This window comes from Mycobacterium paraintracellulare (assembly GCF_000276825.1).
Taxonomy (GTDB): Bacteria; Actinomycetota; Actinomycetes; order Mycobacteriales; family Mycobacteriaceae; genus Mycobacterium; species Mycobacterium intracellulare.
The window spans coordinates 4,053,958-4,071,872 of sequence record NC_016948.1 but is presented as its reverse complement, the minus strand read 5'-3'; the positions used below and the strand labels follow the sequence as shown (position 1 = coordinate 4,071,872).

Here is a 17,915-nt window from a genome sequence, read left to right as displayed (position 1 = left end):
TCAATAGTCAAATGCTTGTGGCTACAGACCGCGGCGTCCTGCGGTTTGAACAGGTGCTCCTCGGGTATGTGATGGCCGATGACCGTGCACGAGACGTCGCAACGCCTGCGGGGCGCCCAGCGCAAAGTGCTGCGCCTGCAACGGCGTGTGTGGCTTGCCGAACTGGCCCTGTGGCCGGCCGCGATCGTGTTCGCGGCGCTGGTGCTGGGCACCGTATGGCTGCTGTGGCGGCGCTCAGCCGTTCACGCCGACGGGCCGCCTCCGGGGATGAAGGATCCGCCGCGCCAGGACGCACCATGAGACGCCGGCCGCGCTGAACGCCAACGCCTGTGCGGCACCAATGCGCCCGGTCGGCACGAAATGACCTGCGACATAACGCTCGATGAAGCCCGCGGTCGGCAGCGGATTCATCCCCGCGCTGCGGCGGGCCCACGATTCCAGGATGGTCAACGGGCAGGGGAGCCTGAGCGTGACGACGGCGATACCCCAACCCACCGCCGGCACGTGCAGCGCCATGGTGCGCGGCCAGCGCAATGCGAGAAAGCCGCCGCTGGGCACGTAGAGCAGGTACGCAAGGTGCGCGCCGACGGTCACTGCGACCGCGACTGCGTAGTGCCTCGTGACGGCCGAGGCGGACTCGGGTGCGGAACTGATCCGACGATTCTTGCATGCGCACCGCTGTGGGTCATCCGCGTGCGGCGCGTACCTGGTAACGACGCTCGGCGTAGGCGAGGTCGTCGCGCCAGAGCCTGCTCGACGCGAAGCGCATGAGCGGCGTGATCAGCGGCGCCACCCGGGATGCCCGCTTGAACCCGGGCCGCCCCGAGTGCGCGATGGTGGCTTCCAGGACGGCGGTGCGGGGGCGGCCATCGGGGCCCAAACCGATTGGGGTGGCGTGGGTTTCGACGACGCTGCCCGCCCCCTCCCCGTCCACGATGCGCATGACGATGGTGCGGGCCTCCGGGCAGCTGAACTCCGCGACGACCGGCACCCCCAGGCGTCCCATCCGGAACGTCACGGCCACCAAGAAGCGGTCGGCGTGTTCGGTCGGTGTGGTGAGCACCTCGAGGCGGGTGAACGAGTACGGGTGAAACCAGGCGCCATGCCACGGATCGAGCCGGTTGGCGATGACGTCGATCGGCTCGCAGACGCCCTCCATGCGGGCGACTGCGGCCAGGGTGTCGCCGGTCGGCCGCTCCGGAATCACCGGAAGCTCCAGCGGCGGCTCCCGTCCGACCGCATCGAGCCGCACCCAGACCAGGGTGCCGTCGTCGTGACCGGGCAATGGGCTCCAACCGAATTCGCGGGCGCGCCCGTCCAGGGTCAGCCCGTGCCACCGGCACACCAGCGTGCCGCGGTGCACCGTGCCGGTGGCGAGGTCGGCCCCCAGGTGCGGGCAACTGCGCGGTCCCACGCACAGGCGGTGCTGCTCGTCGCGCCAGGCGACGACCTCGACGCCGGCGACGAGCGCGCCGAACGGCCGCCCGCCGACCACCTGCCGGCTGGCGGCGAACGCGTACCAGTTGCCGGTGGGGCGGTGCTGTGAGCGGCGCAGCGCGGCGTCGATGACGGCGGGTTGTGCATCGCGATAGGTCGGGCGCTGATCGGCCCACGACACACGCGGGATCACCTGCAGGGGCCAATCTTTGGGCCACGCCCGCAGGCTTTGCAGCTGGTCGCGGATCTTCATCGCCGGGCGGCTCCCTCGCGGGTGGCAAGCCATCGCAGCAGTGGTGAACGGCCCCGGGTGGGCACCGTGGACAACGGGTGTCCGGCCAGTCCCCAGCGTTTCAGCAGTTGGTTCGCGGCGCACCACCCAGTGGTGGCGGCGCGCTCCATCAGCGCCACCGGCAGGTCGATCCGGATGGCGTCGCCGGCCAACACCAGGCCCGGTGTCGGGGTGATCACCGCGGGGCGGTCCGTATAGGTGCCCGGCGCGAAAAGCGGGCAGTCGCTGCGGTGCAGCAGCCTCTCGTGAACGATGTGTGCCGCCGCCGTTTCCGGGTACACCGCGTGCAGCCGGCGGAGCGCGGCGGCGCGCGACGGCGCCGAATCCAATGCGTAGGAATGCAATTCGACCACCGAACCCTGATGCGCGCACGCCCACGCGCGGGCTTCGCGTTCGTAGCGTTCCAGCACGCTGATGTTGTCCAGCGGCTTGTACCCGGCCGTGCCCAGAAACGCCGGGCGCCGCGCCGAGACGGGGCGATCGAGCCAGAACCGATGCACGGCGAACGGCGGCGCGGTGCGCAGCCGCGAGATCCGGGCCCGCCAGTCATCGGTGCCAAGGCCGCTCGATCCCGCCACGATCCGCTGCAGGCCCGCGACGTCGGTGGCCAGCACCACCGCGTCGACGTCGAGCCGCTCGCCGGAATCGGTGTGCACGCGAAAGCGCCCCGCCGAATCCCCCTCGATGCCCAGGGCGGCGGTGCCGAGCCGAAACCGCACCCCGCGCCCCTCGAGGTAGCCGCACAACGGCTGCCACAGCGCGCTGTCGTAGTTCGCGCACGGGACGTCGAAGATCAGCCCCTCGGCCGATCCCAGGAAGTAGATGTGGAACATGGTCGCCAACTCGGCCGCGGACAGCTTGGCGGGGTCGGCGAAGAAGCTGCGGGAGAACACCTCGAACGCCAGATGCCGTGCGGCCTCGGGGAATCGGATGTTTTCGAGGAACGCCGCGGCGTCGATGTGGTCGAGGCGCTCGTAGGTGCCCGGCACCGACACCGCGGCCAGCGGCGCGGCGGCGCGGGCATCGATGCGGGTGAAGTCGCGAAGGCGGAACGTCGGGCTGCGCGCGGCGAAGGCGACGGCGTTCCACGGCGGGGTGCGCGGCAGCCCGCGGAAGCTGTCGCGCCGCCCCGCGCCGTCGATGAGCGGGTAATCCTCGACGGGAGTCAGCATCCGCAATCGCGGGTCGATCCGGGCCAGCAGGGCGCGCAGGTTGTAGTACTGCCGGAAGAACGCGTGGAAGCCGCGGTTCATCGCGAGGTCGACGCCGCCGTCGCGCTCGGTCCAGCCGCCGACCCGACCGCCGAGGTAGGGTTCGCGTTCGATGACCTCGACCGCGACGCCGCGCTCGGCGAGTCCGGTGGCGGCGGCCAGTCCGGCGATCCCGCCGCCGACGACGGCGACCCGGGGCCGCGACGGCAGCGCGCCGGCGTCCGGCAATCCCGTTGGTGCGGGCAATGTTCGGCGGCGACGGTCGGCGTGCGCGGTCATGACGGCGCGTCCGCCAGGAAGGTGTGCACGATGTTGGCTTCCCAGCCGGGCATCGTCTCGCTGTGCACGGCGGTGAAGCCGGCGTCGGCGAGGCGGGTCCGGAACCGCGCGGCGCCGTCGAATGCGAGCACGCTACGCCACAGGTAGCGATACAGCGCGGTGTCGCGGGTGCGCCACCACCCGGACGGGATGATGATGCCCCAGCAGACCGCGTGCCAGATGCGGGTGGCGGCCCGGGAGTCGCGCACCGAATACTCGTGCACTGCCAGGGTGCCGCCGGGGCGCAACAGTGTGCGGAAATTGCGCAGTTGGTCGTCGCGGTCGGCGACGTTGCGGATCAGGTACGCGGCCAGGATGGCGTCGAAGGGCCCGGTGATCCCGTGCTCCGCCAATTGTTCGACGGGGGTGTGGACGAAGCGCACCGTGGCGGGCCAGTCCTTCGCGCGCGCCGCGTCGAGCATTCCGCGCGACGCGTCCACGGCGACGATGTCGGCGTGGGGCGCGACGGCGAGCAGTGCGGCCGTCGAGGCGCCCGTCCCGCAGCCGGCGTCGAGCAGCCGTAAGCCCTTGCCGCGGGCCGGAATCCGCATCCGGCGCGCCGACAGCAGCAGTTGCGCGTGGTAGCCCGGGCTGGCGCCGACCAGCCGGTCGTAGGCCGCGGCACCCGCGTCGAACGCGGCTGCCAGGTCGGCGGGGGCGGGGCCCGCATCACCGACGCGCATGTTGCCGTTCCCACAGCAGCAGCACCGCGGTGACCAACGCGAAACCGAACAGAAAGTCTTCGACCGGAATGTCGAACGGGAAGCGCAGCCCGCTCAGCTGCCGATCGTCGTAGCTGACGATGGGCGAGCTGAGCTTTGTCAGCCATCCGTCGACCGGGATCTGGAATCCCAGGACGATCACCATCGACAGCCAGTAGGCCGGCCGGCGAAACAGCCCGGTGCGCAGCACCGCCAATTCCAGTGCGCAGACGGCCAATACCGCCAGCGCGGCGGGCAGGGTGTAGCCGAGACCGCTCACCGCCGGTGCACCCTTGCCAGGATGGCGCCCACTGCGTTGTAGGTCAGCAGCGCGCATGTCGGAATGACGAGAAAGAACAGCACCTCTTCGATCGGCACCCGAAACGGGATGCTCAGGCCGCTGAGGTACGCGCCGTCGTAGGTCCACACGCGCGCGGCGACGGCGATCTCATCCCAGATCAGGAACACCGCGGCGACCGGCAGCACCGCCTTGAGGAAGCGTCGCCACTGTCGGTAGACGCCGGGGCCCAACGCCTCCAGCGGCGCCGTGATCAGCAGGCATGCGGCCAGGACCACAAGGTATTGCCACCGATCGCTCATGCGGCCCCCGAGTTGAGATCGTCCCGCTCGCGATTTCGCGCCCGCCACGACCGTATCAGTCCCGCACCGGCGACCCGAAGCCGTCGAGCCCGGCCCACGGTGGCCCGGTGGTCGAACACCGCGAACTCGCTTCTTTCGATGCAGTCCAGGATCTCGGCGTACAGGGCGGCCGCGGTTGCCACGCACGGCCGTGAGCGACGCGCCAGCGTGGCGATCCCCGCCGCGGCGAATCGGTAAGTCTGACGCGCGATTTCGTGCTGCGCGGCCAGGGCGCGGCGCACCCGGGGGTCGGTGCGGCGATGCGCATGACACCACGTCAACAGCTCCCGATCCACGCCGTCGGCCGCGAGTTCGTCGGTCGGCAGGTAGACCCGGCCGCGCACCAGATCTTCGTCGACATCGCGCAGGAAGTTGGTGAGCTGGAAGGCCCGGCCCAGCGCCGCGGCATACGGCGCGGCCTCCTCCATCGGCGTCACGGTTCCCAGGATCGGGAGTACCTGCAGCCCAATGGCTTCCGCGGAGCCCCGCATGTAGAGGTTGAGCGCTGCGCGGTCGGGATAGTCGGTGACCGTGAGATCCATCCGCATCGAGTTCAGGAAGTCCTCGAAGAGCCCGGCGCTGATCCGGTAGCGCCGTGCGGTGTGCGTCACCGCCGCCACCAACGGATCGTCGAGGTGGGCGCCGTCGGAGAAGAAGCGCTCGGACAGTTGCTGCAGCCGCCTGCCACGACTGCAAGGGTCCAGCCGCGGATCGAGATCGTCGAGGATGTCGTCGGCGTAGCGGGCGAAGCCGTACAGCGCGTGCACGGGCGGCCGTTGGTCGGGCGCGAGCAGCCGGGTCGCCAGGAAGAAGGTGCGGCCATGGGCGGCATTGAGTTCCCGGCACTGGCGGTATCCCTCGCGCAGCCGCGGATCGTCGATTCCGGCCGCGGCCAATTCGCTGCGCATCATGGCAAACCGGCTTTCGTGTCGAGGACGGCGATGGCCCTCGTGGCGGCCCCGGTGATGCGGTCCGCGGCGAGCCGCCCGGAAATCAGGGTGGTCGGCACGCCGACGCCGGGCACCGTGGAGGAACCGGCGAGCACCGCGTTGTAGATGCCGCGCACCATGTTGGCCGGCCGGAACGGCCCGGTCTGACCGAACGTGTGGGCCAGCGCGAAGGGGCTGCCGGCCGCCATGCCCTGACGGGCCCAGTCGGCGGGTGTGACGACGTCGAGAACCGTTGCGTCCTCCCGCAATCCGGGGAGCAACCGGTCCGCGACGTGTGCGACGAGGCCCTCGGCGTAGGCGGCGCCGGCCCGCGACCAATCGATGGTGCCGCGCTCCAGGTTCGGCGCGGGGGCCAGGACGTAGAGCAGATCGCGGCCCTCGGGAGCCAGCGCCGGGTCGCCGGCCGTCGGGCGGGTCACCAGCAACGACGGATCGGTCATCAACCGGCCGTCGCGGATGATGTCGGTGAAGGTCTGATCCCATGCCTCGCCGAACAGGATGGTGTGGTGGGCCGTGTCGCGAGCGACCGCGGGGCAACCCAGGTGCGCCACCACCGCCGACGGGGAGGCCCGCAACCGCACGGCGCGGCGGGGTGTGCGGCCCAGCAGCGCGTAGGTCTGGGGCAGTTCGGTGGTCAGCACGATCGCGTCGCACGAGATGCGCCCGGCCTGTTCGGTGAGTACGGCCCTGACCCGGCCGCCGGATTGTTCGAGGGCCGTAACGGTTGCGCCGTAACGGAATTGGACGCCGGCGTCGGTGGCCGCCGCGGCCAGCGCGTCGGGCAGCGCGCGCACGCCGCCCCGCGGGAACACCACGCCCGCGATGGTGTCCATGTAGGCGATGACCGCGTAGACCGCCAGGGCGTCGCGCGGCGCCACCCCGGCGTACAGCGACTGGAAGGTGAAGATCCGCTGCAGTCGCTCATCGCTGATGTGCCGCTTGACCATGCGATCCCACCTGCGGAAGCCGCCGATCGCCGTCAGCTGCGCCAGCCGCGGCGTGAGCAGCGAGAGCGGGGAATCGAAATTGGCACCGATGAACCCGTCGAATTCGGTGCGGTACAACCTGGTCAGCCACGTGCGCAGCCGCCGGTAGCCCGCCGCCTGCCCGGAACCGGCGAAGTCGGCGATTGCGTCGGCCATCCGGTCTGCGTCACTGTGCACATCGAGCGCGCTGCCGTCGGCGAACACGGCGCGGTAGGCGGGATCAACCGGCGACAGCTCCAGCCGGTTGGACCTTGTCTCGCCGACGGCCGCGAAGGTCTCGTCGATGATGTCCGGCATCGTGAGCACCGTTGGCCCGGTGTCGATCCGGTACCCGTCGATGTCGAGGCGCCCGGCCCGCCCGCCCGGCCATGGCTCACGTTCCACCACGGTGACCGCGCGCCCCCGCCCGGCCAGGTGCAGCGCCGCGGACAGGCCGGCCAGGCCGGCGCCGACCACCACGACGTGATCGGTGCGTCCGTCGATGGTCCGCATGGTCAACGCGCTCCCGACTCGGTACCGGTCATACGGCGCGATCCGTACAAGCCGCCGCCATTTCGGCCAGCGCGATGCGAACGGGCTCCTCGATCGGCAGGTCCCCGAGGTGGGCGCGCGCGGACGCGACGCGGTCGCCGATCATCTCTTCGATCAGCCCCACGGCCCCGGTCCCGATGATCAGCGCCTTCCACCTGTCGATCGCGTCACGCCCGAGGCCTTCACGATTCGCCAGCTCGGTGAGTTCACGGCGGGTCGCGGGATCGGCCAGCTGGTGGGCGGCCACCACGACGCTGGTTGCCTTGCGCTCGAGCAGGTCTATCGCGCCGGGCTTACCCGTTACGGCGGGTGAACCGAAGACGCCGAGCACGTCGTCGCGGAGCTGAAACGCCTCGCCGACGGCGCGGCCGTAGCGGCCCAGTTGGCACAGCGTGTGAGCGCCGCAGCCGGCCATGGCCGCCCCGATCTCCAGGGGTCGGCGCACGGTGTAGTTGCCCGATTTGCGCCGTGCCACATCGAGAACGAATTCCAGCCCGGGCGCCTGCCGCGCGTCGTTGATCAGGTCGGCGAACTGTCCCACGGCGAGCTCGGTGCGCATCGCGTCGTAGCGCGGCCACGCCAATTGCAGCCGCCGGGGATCGATTCCGCTGTCCCGCAGCATTTGTTCGGCCCAGATCAGGCACAGATCTCCGAGCAGGATGGCCGCGGACTCGCCGAATCGCCGTGAGGCGCCGGGCAATCCGCGTTCCCGGTGCCACCGCCCGAATTGCCGGTGCGCCGACGGGCGGCCGCGCCGTACGTCGGAACCGTCCATGACGTCGTCTTGCAGCAGCGCGAAGGCGTGCACCAACTCAAAGCTCGCCGCGGCCCGCAACGCCGCGGGGTCGGCCGGCGCGCCGCACAGCCACCCCAGGTACACGAACGTCGACCGCAGGCATTTACCGCCGGAGACGAAGTCGGCCAGGATGTCGCCGACCGCTTCGATGCCCGCCCCGTCCAGGTCGGCGGCGCGTCGCTGCGCGACGAACTCGGCGACCTCGACCAAAACCCTCCGCCGGACCTCCGACCGCCACTCGCCGAAGTCGTCACCGCCCGAGGAGCCCGTCACGGGCGGTGATGCGCCCGCGGGCGAAAACGACAAAGCTCCCATGGTGCCCAAGCGCTCCCTCCCGGACGGCTGGGAATGGCCGGGCCTGCGCTGGCCCGGCACACGCGGTCATACCCGCCGACGAGGCGGGCAAACCACGGCACGAGCCGCCAGGCCCCGCCCCGCGCCGCCCGGTGGGAGATACCACGTTGTTCAATAACTTAAACATTCACTTGATGAAGGTGATCCGTGTTTGCCGAGTCACGCTGGGCCCGAAACCGAGCACGGAGCCGAAACGCCAACCCGTGCGGTGTTTTAACCCCCATCGGGGTCACGACGCGGCGCTGCGGGGGACCCGGCTACGCGGCTGTCTCGGGCGGGCGAGTTCGGAGACGAAACGCCGTCGCGCCGCAAGGATGTCTTCGATGGTTTGAAAGGCCTCCGGTACCGAGTCGGTGGTCGCCAACCCGTTGTCGTGCACGATCCGCAGCAGCGGCCGGATCGCCTTGCCGGTGACCACGCTGCAGTGCACGCGGGCTTTACGGAGCTCGTCGTTGACGAACAGCAGCGCCCGAAAGCCCTCGACGCTGAGGAAGCGCAGTCGGCTCAAATCGAGGACCACCGGGGTCTTGAGCCGGGCGAAGCCGCGGATGGCTTCGGTGAGGTCTCTCGCATTCGCGGCATCGATCTCGCCGTCGACGCGCACCACCGTGGCGAGGCAGCGCGCATAGACGAACACGTGCGCCCTGGCGAATTGGGCCATGTGGCGGCCGCGTGTGGGATGTTGTTGGTCCGCCGAATCCGCGGAGTGAAGAGCAGCCATTGAAGCGCCTATCGATTGTGGTGAGAAGGGAGTGACCAGTGTTTGCACACCGCTCCCGCTAAAGACGCAGCTGTGAACTCAACCTGACAGCAGCCTAGCGTCCCCGCCGTCGCGCGGTAGCAAAGTTTCGTTTTCTGGACGGTGAGCAACGACGCCGATGAACCCGGTGGTGAATGCGTGTTTGGCGGCGTAACCGCGGGGTATACGCGGGCCACGTAACAAACGCGACGAATCCCTTGACGGACGGACGCGAGGGGTGGTGCGGCCCAATGGAAAAGCTCGGCCGCCGCTGGTGCCGGTTAGCGCTTGCGCCCGCTGCCATCATGATGTTTATCGGCGCACCGGGATGGGCCGGCGCCGACCCGGGGATCACGGTGTTTCCGGGAATGGAGATTCGTCAGGGCAACACGGTATGCATGCTCGGAATGGTCGAGCCGCGGCTGCGGGTCGCGCTGACCAGCGGGCAGTGCGACGGTGGGCAGTCGATGGTGACCGACCGTGACCGCAAGCCGATCGGCGATGTGGTCCTCGGCCGTAGGCAGGTCGACACGGACTCGGCTGCGGACACGTCGATGCTGCCGGTCGAATACGAAGTCATCGCTCTTGCAGGCAATGTCACGGCCTCGGACGTGTTGCCCACGGGCCGGCAGTTGCGGTCGACGCCCGGGCTGCGCGCGCAGCCGGGCCTGCCCGTGTGTCAGCTGCGCCGCTCGACCGGGCAGCGCTGCGGGCCGGTCGGCACGGTCACCAACGGCCGTTTCGCCATCCCCGACATGGTCGTGGACGGTCGCGACTTCGGCGGCCCGGTCTACGCGCTGACCGACGACAACAAGGCCGTCATCGTGGGGCTCTACGAGGGCATGTGGAGGGCCTCACCCCAGTTCGAGTCGTGGCAGGCGGTCATGGCGCAGGTCTACATCGACAGCCACTCCTACAGCGGGCAACAACAGCTGCCCGCTCTGCGCATGATCAACTGGCGCACCGCCGCTCGCGCTGTGGCGGCGCCGTAGCCGTCCCGTCGTCACCCAGGGACGCCGCGCGGCGTGTTTCCCCCGACACAGAACGGGAATCCGCCGCCGGTGAATGTTTTCGATCTTGTGGCGCTGCCCTTCCAGTGGGGCTCCGCGATCCGGGGCAAACGGATCTTTCATCCGAGCGGGGTGCTGGCGAGGGGCTTCATCGAACGCATCGCCCCGGCGGGTCAGGGCTTGCCGATCCCCTCGTCGGAGATCGTTGCCCGGGTATCCAAGGCCAGCGGCACACCGGGCGCGCTGCCCGACTTCGTCGGCCTGGCTTTCCGGTTGACGCCCCCGGAGCCGGCGGGAAAGCCGTGGGACATCTTGCTCGTGTCCGCCGGGTCGGGGGTGCTGTCCCGGGCGGTGGCGCTGCGGCCGACCGCGTCGTGGAACGGACAGACACTGACCACCCTGATGCCGTTGCACTATCAGAACCACAATTGGTGGCTGCGGGCCCGCACCCCGAGCGACATCGACGGCCTCGGCTTGTCGCTGGCCAACGTCCGCAACCGTCTCGAACGCGGCAATATCGAGATCGCGCTCGACCAAGCCTGCGGCAGAGGGCATTTCACCCCGGTGGGCCACTTGACGCTGACCGCGGTCGTCGACGACGAACAGCATCGCGACGTGTCGTTCGATCCCGTCGTCAACACCGCGCCGGGCCTGAGCCTGCACCCGCGGTGGCTCGCCGACCTGCGCGCCCGCGCGTATCGGCAGAGCCGTGACGGCAGGGATGCCGATGAGTAACCGGGCGTAGGAAAGGGGGTAGCCGGTGCCCAAGCGCATCGTGATCACCGGGGCCAGCGGCAACGTCGGCACCGCCTTACTGCGCCGGCTCACCGCCGACGACTCGGACTATGAGATCGTCGGAATCAGCCGGAGGCGACCGCCTTCGGACGACGTGTACCGGTCCGCCCACTGGCACGAGCTGGACCTGGCCGACTCGGGCGTGGAGCTCGAGCTGCTCAAGGTCTTCCGCGGGGCCGCGTGCGTGGTCCATCTGGCGTGGGGTTTCCAGCCCACACGCAACAGGCGTTATTTGGACGCGGTCGGGGTCAACGGCAGCGCGGCGGTATTGAGCGCGGCACACAACGCGAAAGTGCCGCACCTGCTGCACATGTCGTCGGTGGGGACCTACGCCGCCGGGCGATACGGGCAGAAGGTCGACGAGACCTTCTCGACCGCGGGCATACCATCCTCCGCGTACAGCAGGGCGAAATCCGCGGTGGAGCACATGCTCGACGGCTACGAGGGGCACAACCCCGACGGGGTCGGAATCACCCGGATGAGGCCCGGTTTCATCCTGCAGCGCGACGCCGCGTTGGGCCTGCGACGCTACACCCTGCCCGCCTACGTGGACCCGCGTTGGGTGCGCTGGTTGCCGCTGCTACCGCTGGACCGCTCGCTGAGCGTGTCCATCGTGCACGCCGACGACGTCGCCGACGCGTGCGTCAAGGCGATCGAGCGCCGCGCACTCGGGCCCTTCAACCTGGCCGCCGAACCGCCGGTCGGCCGCGATGACATCGCAAAGGCGTTGCGGGCACGCCCGATTCACGTGCCCTCCCCGCTACTGGGGCTGTTGGTGGCGGCGTCGTGGCGGGCCAGGTTGCAACCCCTCGATCGTGGCTGGCTGGACATGGCGTTTTCGTTGCCGCTGCTGGGCACCGACCGCGCGCGTAACGTTCTCGGATGGTCGCCGCGGTGGAGTTCCGAGGCTGCGCTGGCCGACCTGGTCGACGGGTTCTTGCATACCTGGGGAACCCAGAGCCCCGTCCTTCGTGCGCGTTCGTGCGCCGAGGCCATCAGCCGCGACCTTCACGAAGGCCCGCTCACCGTCCGCCGGGTGCCCTAACCGTTGACTGCCCGCGGCCCAACAGGTGACGCAGCGCCTGGGTCAGGTCGGGTTGACGGAACCGGTGCCCGGCCGCGACGAGCTTGCGGGGTGCCACCCGCTGGCTCGCGCAGGCCAGTTCGCGGGCGCCCTGCCCCCCGAGCAGGAGGCGAGGCCCCAGCGACGGCACCGGCAACACGGCCGGCCGATGCAGCACCGCCGCCAGGGTCGACGTGTACTCCGCGTTGCGGACGGGTTGCGGCGCAACGGCATTCACGGGCCCCGACAGCGCCGTGTCCCACAGCGCGCGGTGATACACATCGACCAGGTCGTCGATTCCGATCCAGGACAGCCATTGCCTGCCGTCGCCCAATCGCCCCCCGAGCCCGGCGGCAAACAGCGGACGCATCAGCCTCAGCGTGCCGCCGCGCGGTGACTGGACGATGCCGGTGCGCACCCGCACCACCCGCAGCCCCGCCTCCTGCGCGGGTGCGGTCGCCTCCTCCCAGTCGGCCACCACGTCGGCCAGGAATCCCTCCCCACGGTCGCTGTCCTCGCTCAGCGTGTCGTCGCCGCGGTCGTATCCGTAATAGCCGACCGATGACGCCGAGATCAGCACGGCGGGCCGGGGGTCGGTGCGGGCCAAGAGTTCGGCGAGGCGCCGGGTGGGCCCAATCCTGCTGTCCCGGATGGCATCCCGGTGCTTGTCGGTGAACCGTCCGGCGATGGAGGCGCCAGCCAGATGGATGACCGCGTCGACTCCGGCCAACAGCTGCGGGTCGGGATCCTCGGGGTCCCAACGCCGTTCGTCGGTGTCGCGTGCGTCGCGCCTGACCAGCAGGATGACCCGGTGCCCGCCGGTGCGCAGAAACGCCGTCAGCGCCGAACCGACCAGCCCCGACGATCCGGTGACGGCGATCGTCGATCGCTTCAGACCGTTCTCGGCGGCCAACCGGTGGGCAGCCAAGTCGTCGGCCAGCTGGCGGTGCCGGTAGTCGAACATGGGCCGCAACAGCGATCCCGGCACCGCGGTCTCGACCCGGTCGATCACCCGCGTGCGGTCATCGCCGATGTCTACGAACTCGTGGGTGTGGCGCCAGCGCAACGCCATTCGCGCCGGAAGCGTGGCCAGGCCGTCACCACCGAGGGCGTCGACGAACCGGCGCGGGGGATCGTAGCCGTCCGGCTGATGCACGGCGATCCAGCGCAGGCCGCCGGGCAGCGCCAGCGTCGCCCGCCCGTCCTCGAGCGAGGATGCCTCGGCGATGAGGCGCATCGGCTGCCACGGCGGCGAGAGGCGGTGGAAGGCACCCGGCCTGGCATGCCAATCGAAGACGTCCGTGATCGGCGCGTGCACCACGCTCGAATAGTCCAGGCCCATGCCTGAAACGTTAGAAAGCTCGCTACCGGTCCGGCAAGGCGTGTTCGACGATGGGGAGCCGCGCCTGCGGCTGCCGCTCGCCGCGCTTGGCCGACAGATAGACCTGCGCGGTCTTGTCGGCCACCGTATGCCAATCGAAGTCGGACGTGAGGCGTTCGCGGGCGGCCCGGGCGCGTTGTTGCGCGGCGCGCGGATCGTCGAGGACGGTGCGAATCGCCGCGGCCAGCCGGGTCACGTCGCGGGGCGGGCACGATACGCCGGTCCGACCGTCGATCACCGCCTCGCCCAGCCCGCCGATGTTCGACGTCACCAGGGGAGTGCCGGCCGCGGCCGCCTCGAGCGCCACGATGCCGAACGGCTCGTAGTGGCTGGGCAACACCGCGGCGTCGGCGCGATGCAGTACGGCCAACAGCTCCGCGTGCTCGAGGTGCCCGACGAACCGAATCGCCTTGAGCACCCGGTGTTTACGGGCTTGCTCGATGAGCCAGCCCTGCTGGGTGCCCTCGCCGGCGATGGTCAGCGTGGTGCCCGGGTGGGTGCGCCTGACCCGCGGGAGCGCGGCGATGACGTCGTGCACCCCCTTTTCGTACTCCAGCCGCCCCAGGTAAAGCAGTTCGGCCGGCCCCGTGCGCGGCCGCCGCGCCGCGAACGGCCACCGCGCCGTCTCGATGCCGTTGCAGATCACGGTGATCTCGGCCAGCCCCGGACCGAACAGTTCGGTGATCTCGTCGGCCATCGACCCCGAACAGGTGATCAGCGAATCGGATTCGCGCACCAGCCAGGACTCGACCGCGTGCACCTGACGGCTGAGCCCGCCGCTGACCCAGCCGGAATGCCGACCGGCCTCGGTCGCGTGGATCGTGGAAACCATTGGCACGTCATAGAATTGGGCCAGCGCGATCGCCGGATGGGCCACCAGCCAGTCGTGGGCGTGCACGACGTCGGGCCGCCACGCGTGGCTGCTGCCGGGTTTCTTCAGGCTCAGCCCGGCGCGGACCATGGAATGCCCCATCGCGAGCGTCCAGGCCATCATGTCGGTGCCGAAGGTGAACTCGTGCGGATCCTGCGCGGCCGCGATCACCCGAACACCCTCGCTGATCTGGTCGGACGACGGATGGCTGCGGGGATCGGTCCCGGTGGGTCGGCGTGACAGCACCACGACGTCGTGACCTGCGGCCGCCAGCGCGGTGGACAGGTGGTGGACGTGCCGGCCGAGCCCGCCGACGACCACCGGCGGGTACTCCCACGACACCATCAGGATCTTCACTTCGTGGTCCACCTCATCGGGGCAACCTGCGGGCGTCGAGGGCGCCGAAGAGTCCGTCCGCGCGGTTCCACCCCTCCGCCAGGCGCTGCGCGGTGTCGCGCCGCCCGGACGCCAGCGCCCCCGCGATCTCACGGGTGGCGTGCGCGTGCAGGTGGGCGCGGTAGCGGGCGTAGTCGGCGGCCGAATCCTTGCTCACCATGAACGGCCAGTCGCTGGAGACCGTCAGCAAGGTTTCGCGCAGGATCTGGTCGGCGACGTGGTCGCGGGGGATGGGCCCGTCCAGCGTCGCGGTTTGGGACAGCGCCTTGTCGACGGTGCTCAGCGCGGTGTCGACCACTTCGTTGTTGAGCTGCACCAGGTCGGCGACCTGGTCGCCGGCCCACACCTGCCAGTCCTTGCCCGAACCCCACGAGCTGGGCGGCAGGGCCACCGGGCTACCGACGAAGCCGTCGGCGATCGCGTCGGTCAGGGTGCCCACCCGCACGCCGGCCTCGGGCAGGGCGCGCAGCACCCGCTCCAACCAGGTCGGGCCCTCGTACCACCAGTGGCCGAACAGCTCGGTGTCGAAGGCGGCGATCACATGCGCGGGCCGCCCGATGCGCGCGGACTCGCTCGTCAGGCGGTTGCGGACCGTCTCGACGAAGTCGGCGACGTGAATGTCGACGGCGTGGTCGGCCCGCTCGGGGTCGTAGGGCGCCTTGCCTTCCGAGGGCACGTTGCGGCCGGTGACCCTGGCCGGCTTGAGCCCGGTGAGGTGGTCATAGGTGTGGAAATCGCGATAGGCGGCGTGCCCGGGGTAGCCGGACTTCGGCGACCACACCCGGTAGCTGACCTGCAGGTCGCGCCCGAACGCCACCACGTCGGTGTCGCCGACGGGCCGGCCCAGCGCAGTGTCGCCGTGCAGTGACGGGCCGTCGACCATGAAGTGCGTGACCCCGGCGGCGGCGTAGTCGTGTTCGAGCCCGGGCGCGTACGCGCATTCGGGCGCCCAGATGCCGGTGGGGGTGTGCGCCAGCCGCTGCCCGGCGTCGGCCAGCCCCTCGCGCAGGGCGAACTCGCGCAGGCGGGGGGCGAGCAGCGGTTGGAACGGGTGGGCCAGCGGCCCGCCGAGCAGCTCCACCGTGCCGGCGTCGAGCAACCCGCGCAGCGGCGCGCTGCCGCCGTGCCGCCATAGGGTGGCGAAGTCCTCAAGGGCGTTCTCGGCCTCCGCCTCCTCGCGAATCCCCAAGGCGCGCAACGCCTCCGGCGTGCACGACTGATAGCCGGCCGACTTCGATCGGGGAATCGACCGCACACTGGCCGCCTCGGCTGCGCGCAGCCGCCAGTTCGCCAGCCAATGATGCATGCCGCCAAGGCAATACGGGTCGTCGAGTTGCGCGTTCACCACCGGCGTGACGCCGAGCGTGATCAGTCCCTGGCGGTCCTCGCCGGCCAGCGTGTTCAGCACGCGCATCAGCGGCAGGTAGGCCGCCGCCCAGGATTGATACAGCCATTCCTCACCGACCGGCCAGCGGCCGTGGTGGGCCAGCCACGGAAGATGGGTGTGCAAAACCAGGGTGAACAGGCCGGGGACCCGGTCTGGCGTCGAGTTCACGGCGCTACCGCGATTGCGATCAGGTCGAGGCTGTCGTCGATGTGCCGGCCGGTCGCCGCGCCGGATCCGCTTTCTACGAGTTCGAAGTCGTCGGTGGTGACCGCGGCGACGTCCGCCGCCAGGTCGGGTGGCCACGGGGCGTCGGTTACCGCGCGCGCGATCTGCGCGTCGATGATCGAACCGCCGTGCCGGGCGTCCATCTCCTGCAGCCGCGGACCGTGGAACAGGCCGCTGATCGACACGTCCGAAAAACCGCCGGCGATGAGCAGCTCAGCCATCTCGTCGGCGTTGAGTTCGCGGGTGTGGAACGGGTTGATCGGGGTGTCGCGCCCGGGCGAGAAGGTGATCCGGTTGGGCGTCGACATCATCAGCAGCCCCGACGGTCGCAGCACCCGCGCGCACTCGGCGACGAATTGTGTTTGGTCCCACAGATGCTCGATGACCTGGAAGTTGACCACAATGTCCACCGACGAATCGGGCAGCGGGAGCCGCGCGAGGTTGGCCTGCATGACGTCCACCCGGGGGTAGCGGGCGCGGACGTGGGCCACGGCGGACTCGTCGTAGTCCACCGCGATGACGCGGCGAGCGACGCCGGCGATCAGGTCGGCGCCGTATCCCTCGCCGCAGCCCGCCTCGAGCACCTCGCGGCCCACGCAGCGCTCGGCAAGCCGCTGGTAGACCACCTCGTGGCGCCGAAACCAGTAGTTTTCGATGTCCAAACCCGGGATGGTGCGCTCGCCCGTCAGCATCATCACCGCGTCGCCCACCGACGCGGTGACGCCGGGGGTGTGCGGGGGGAGGTCAGGTACCGGTGCGCTCATTGCATAGGCAGGCTAACGCGAAGTGTCGGATTCGCGAACCACACAAGTGGGTAACCCCGCGCGCGCAGGGGGAGGCGGGCCGCAAGAACCTGCAGCACTACCAGCTATGGTGTGAAGGCATACCGCACAAAGTTACCGGGTAGTAACACGGCTGTGCGTTGCGAAAAACGCGTACCGAGGTCTCGCAGTCGAGCGCTGCGGACCCCTTCGAGGAGGACGAACCACACTCATGACGAACATCGTGGTCCTGATTAAGCAGGTCCCAGACACTTGGTCAGAGCGCAAGCTGACAGACGGCGATTACACGCTGGACCGCGAGGCCGCCGACGCGGTGCTGGACGAGATCAACGAGCGCGCGGTAGAAGAGGCCCTGCAGATCCGGGAGAAGGAAGCCGCCGACGGCGTCGAGGGGTCGGTGACCGTGCTGACCGCGGGTCCCGAGCGCGCCACCGAAGCGATCCGCAAGGCCCTGTCGATGGGCGCCGACAAGGCCGTCCACCTCAAGGACGACGGCCTGCACGGCTCCGACGTGGTGCAGACCGGGTGGGCGCTGGCCCGCGCGCTGGGCACCATCGAGGGCACCGAGCTGGTGATCGCCGGTAACGAGGCCACCGACGGCACCGGCGGGGCGGTCCCGGCCATCATCGCCGAGTACCTGGGCCTGCCGCAGCTCACCCACGTGCGCAAGCTCTCCCTCGAGGGCGACAAGGTGACCGGCGAGCGCGAGACCGACGACGGCGTCTTCAACCTCGAGGCCACGCTGCCCGCGGTCGTCAGCGTCACCGAGAAGATCAACGAGCCGCGCTTCCCGTCGTTCAAGGGCATCATGGCCGCCAAGAAGAAAGAGGTCACGGTGCTGACCTTGGCCGAGATCGGGGTCGAAAGCGACGAGGTCGGGCTGGCCAACGCCGGATCCACCGTGCTGTCGTCGACGCCGAAGCCGCCGAAGACCGCGGGTGAGAAGGTCACCGACGAGGGCGAGGGCGGCAACCAGGTCGCCCAGTACCTGGTCGCCCAGAAGATCATCTAATTCGAGCACCCCATCGAAGACCATTCCTGAGACGAGAAG

General features: G+C 70.0%; 19 protein-coding genes. 5 read left to right on the top strand and 14 right to left on the bottom strand.

All coding sequences use genetic code 11. The annotated features are described in order from the left end of the window. The first annotated feature begins 78 nt into the window (after positions 1-78). On the top strand, positions 79-300 hold the full coding sequence (locus OCQ_RS18685) for a hypothetical protein (protein WP_008259116.1): 222 nt from the start codon (positions 79-81) through the stop codon (positions 298-300). On the opposite strand, the gene OCQ_RS26195 is transcribed toward OCQ_RS18685, so the two are convergent. The 10 genes from OCQ_RS26195 to OCQ_RS18635 form a co-directional block, all read right to left on the bottom strand. Further along, complete coding sequence (locus tag OCQ_RS26195) at positions 235-558, bottom strand: DUF2784 domain-containing protein (RefSeq protein WP_369751753.1); 324 nt, start codon at positions 556-558, stop codon at positions 235-237. The genes OCQ_RS18685 and OCQ_RS26195 overlap by 66 nt on opposite strands. Positions 559-685: 127 nt before the next feature. Then, a complete protein-coding gene (locus OCQ_RS18675) occupies positions 686-1,690 on the bottom strand; it encodes a DUF5914 domain-containing protein (RefSeq protein WP_014385502.1) in 1,005 nt (334 codons plus the stop codon). Beyond that, on the bottom strand, positions 1,687-3,219 hold the full coding sequence (locus OCQ_RS18670; RefSeq protein ID WP_014385501.1) for an FAD-dependent oxidoreductase: 1,533 nt from the start codon (positions 3,217-3,219) through the stop codon (positions 1,687-1,689). The genes OCQ_RS18675 and OCQ_RS18670 overlap by 4 nt, the downstream gene beginning before the upstream one ends. Further along, positions 3,216-3,941, bottom strand: a complete 726-nt coding sequence (locus OCQ_RS18665; RefSeq protein ID WP_014385500.1) for a class I SAM-dependent methyltransferase — start codon at positions 3,939-3,941, stop codon at positions 3,216-3,218. The genes OCQ_RS18670 and OCQ_RS18665 overlap by 4 nt, the downstream gene beginning before the upstream one ends. Next, positions 3,928-4,239 carry a lycopene cyclase domain-containing protein gene (locus OCQ_RS18660; protein WP_009955833.1) on the bottom strand — a complete coding sequence of 104 codons (312 nt, stop codon included), beginning with the start codon at positions 4,237-4,239 and terminating at the stop codon, positions 3,928-3,930. The genes OCQ_RS18665 and OCQ_RS18660 overlap by 14 nt, the downstream gene beginning before the upstream one ends. Continuing rightward, positions 4,236-4,559: a lycopene cyclase domain-containing protein gene (locus OCQ_RS18655; RefSeq protein ID WP_014385499.1), complete on the bottom strand. Its 324-nt coding sequence runs from the start codon at positions 4,557-4,559 to the stop codon at positions 4,236-4,238. Before OCQ_RS18655 ends, OCQ_RS18660 begins: the two co-directional genes overlap by 4 nt. Further along, on the bottom strand, positions 4,556-5,509 hold the full coding sequence (locus OCQ_RS18650; protein WP_014385498.1) for a phytoene/squalene synthase family protein: 954 nt from the start codon (positions 5,507-5,509) through the stop codon (positions 4,556-4,558). The genes OCQ_RS18655 and OCQ_RS18650 overlap by 4 nt, the downstream gene beginning before the upstream one ends. After that, positions 5,506-7,026 (bottom strand): phytoene desaturase family protein, encoded by a 1,521-nt coding sequence (crtI, locus tag OCQ_RS18645; protein WP_014385497.1) that lies wholly within the window; start codon positions 7,024-7,026, stop codon positions 5,506-5,508. The genes OCQ_RS18650 and crtI overlap by 4 nt, the downstream gene beginning before the upstream one ends. A gap of 28 nt (positions 7,027-7,054) precedes the next feature. Continuing rightward, positions 7,055-8,176 carry a polyprenyl synthetase family protein gene (locus OCQ_RS18640; RefSeq protein WP_014942678.1) on the bottom strand — a complete coding sequence of 374 codons (1,122 nt, stop codon included), beginning with the start codon at positions 8,174-8,176 and terminating at the stop codon, positions 7,055-7,057. Positions 8,177-8,444: 268 nt separating this feature from the next. After that, entirely contained in the window at positions 8,445-8,876 is a 432-nt protein-coding gene (locus OCQ_RS18635; protein ID WP_009955839.1) for an STAS domain-containing protein, read from the bottom strand. A gap of 329 nt (positions 8,877-9,205) precedes the next feature. Between OCQ_RS18635 and OCQ_RS18630 the strand changes: the two genes are divergently transcribed. From OCQ_RS18630 to OCQ_RS18620, 3 genes are all read left to right on the top strand, one after another. Next, positions 9,206-9,946: an Rv1815 family serine proteinase gene (locus tag OCQ_RS18630; RefSeq protein WP_014380751.1), complete on the top strand. Its 741-nt coding sequence runs from the start codon at positions 9,206-9,208 to the stop codon at positions 9,944-9,946. Between the two features lie 69 nt (positions 9,947-10,015). Then, positions 10,016-10,699 (top strand): hypothetical protein, encoded by a 684-nt coding sequence (locus OCQ_RS18625; protein WP_014380750.1) that lies wholly within the window; start codon positions 10,016-10,018, stop codon positions 10,697-10,699. Positions 10,700-10,724: 25 nt separating this feature from the next. Continuing rightward, on the top strand, positions 10,725-11,804 hold the full coding sequence (locus OCQ_RS18620; protein WP_009955841.1) for an NAD-dependent epimerase/dehydratase family protein: 1,080 nt from the start codon (positions 10,725-10,727) through the stop codon (positions 11,802-11,804). Here the strand turns inward: OCQ_RS18620 and OCQ_RS18615 are convergent. From OCQ_RS18615 to OCQ_RS18600, 4 genes are read right to left on the bottom strand one after another with little or no spacing between them, the layout of a single operon-like run. Next, positions 11,782-13,164 (bottom strand): TIGR01777 family oxidoreductase, encoded by a 1,383-nt coding sequence (locus OCQ_RS18615; protein ID WP_009955842.1) that lies wholly within the window; start codon positions 13,162-13,164, stop codon positions 11,782-11,784. The two genes, OCQ_RS18620 and OCQ_RS18615, sit on opposite strands and share 23 nt — an antisense overlap. Before the next feature lie 22 nt (positions 13,165-13,186). Then, positions 13,187-14,431: a glycosyltransferase family 4 protein gene (locus OCQ_RS18610; RefSeq protein ID WP_041785750.1), complete on the bottom strand. Its 1,245-nt coding sequence runs from the start codon at positions 14,429-14,431 to the stop codon at positions 13,187-13,189. A 13-nt stretch (positions 14,432-14,444) separates the two neighbouring features. Next, on the bottom strand, positions 14,445-16,025 hold the full coding sequence (locus tag OCQ_RS18605; protein WP_009955845.1) for a 1,4-alpha-glucan branching protein domain-containing protein: 1,581 nt from the start codon (positions 16,023-16,025) through the stop codon (positions 14,445-14,447). Then, entirely contained in the window at positions 16,022-16,846 is an 825-nt protein-coding gene (locus OCQ_RS18600) for a class I SAM-dependent methyltransferase (protein ID WP_014385494.1), read from the bottom strand. Before OCQ_RS18600 ends, OCQ_RS18605 begins: the two co-directional genes overlap by 4 nt. Before the next feature lie 229 nt (positions 16,847-17,075). On the opposite strand from OCQ_RS18600, the gene OCQ_RS18595 reads away from it, so the two are divergent. Continuing rightward, on the top strand, positions 17,076-17,876 hold the full coding sequence (locus OCQ_RS18595) for an electron transfer flavoprotein subunit beta/FixA family protein (protein WP_008259088.1): 801 nt from the start codon (positions 17,076-17,078) through the stop codon (positions 17,874-17,876). Positions 17,877-17,915: the final 39 nt, after the last annotated feature.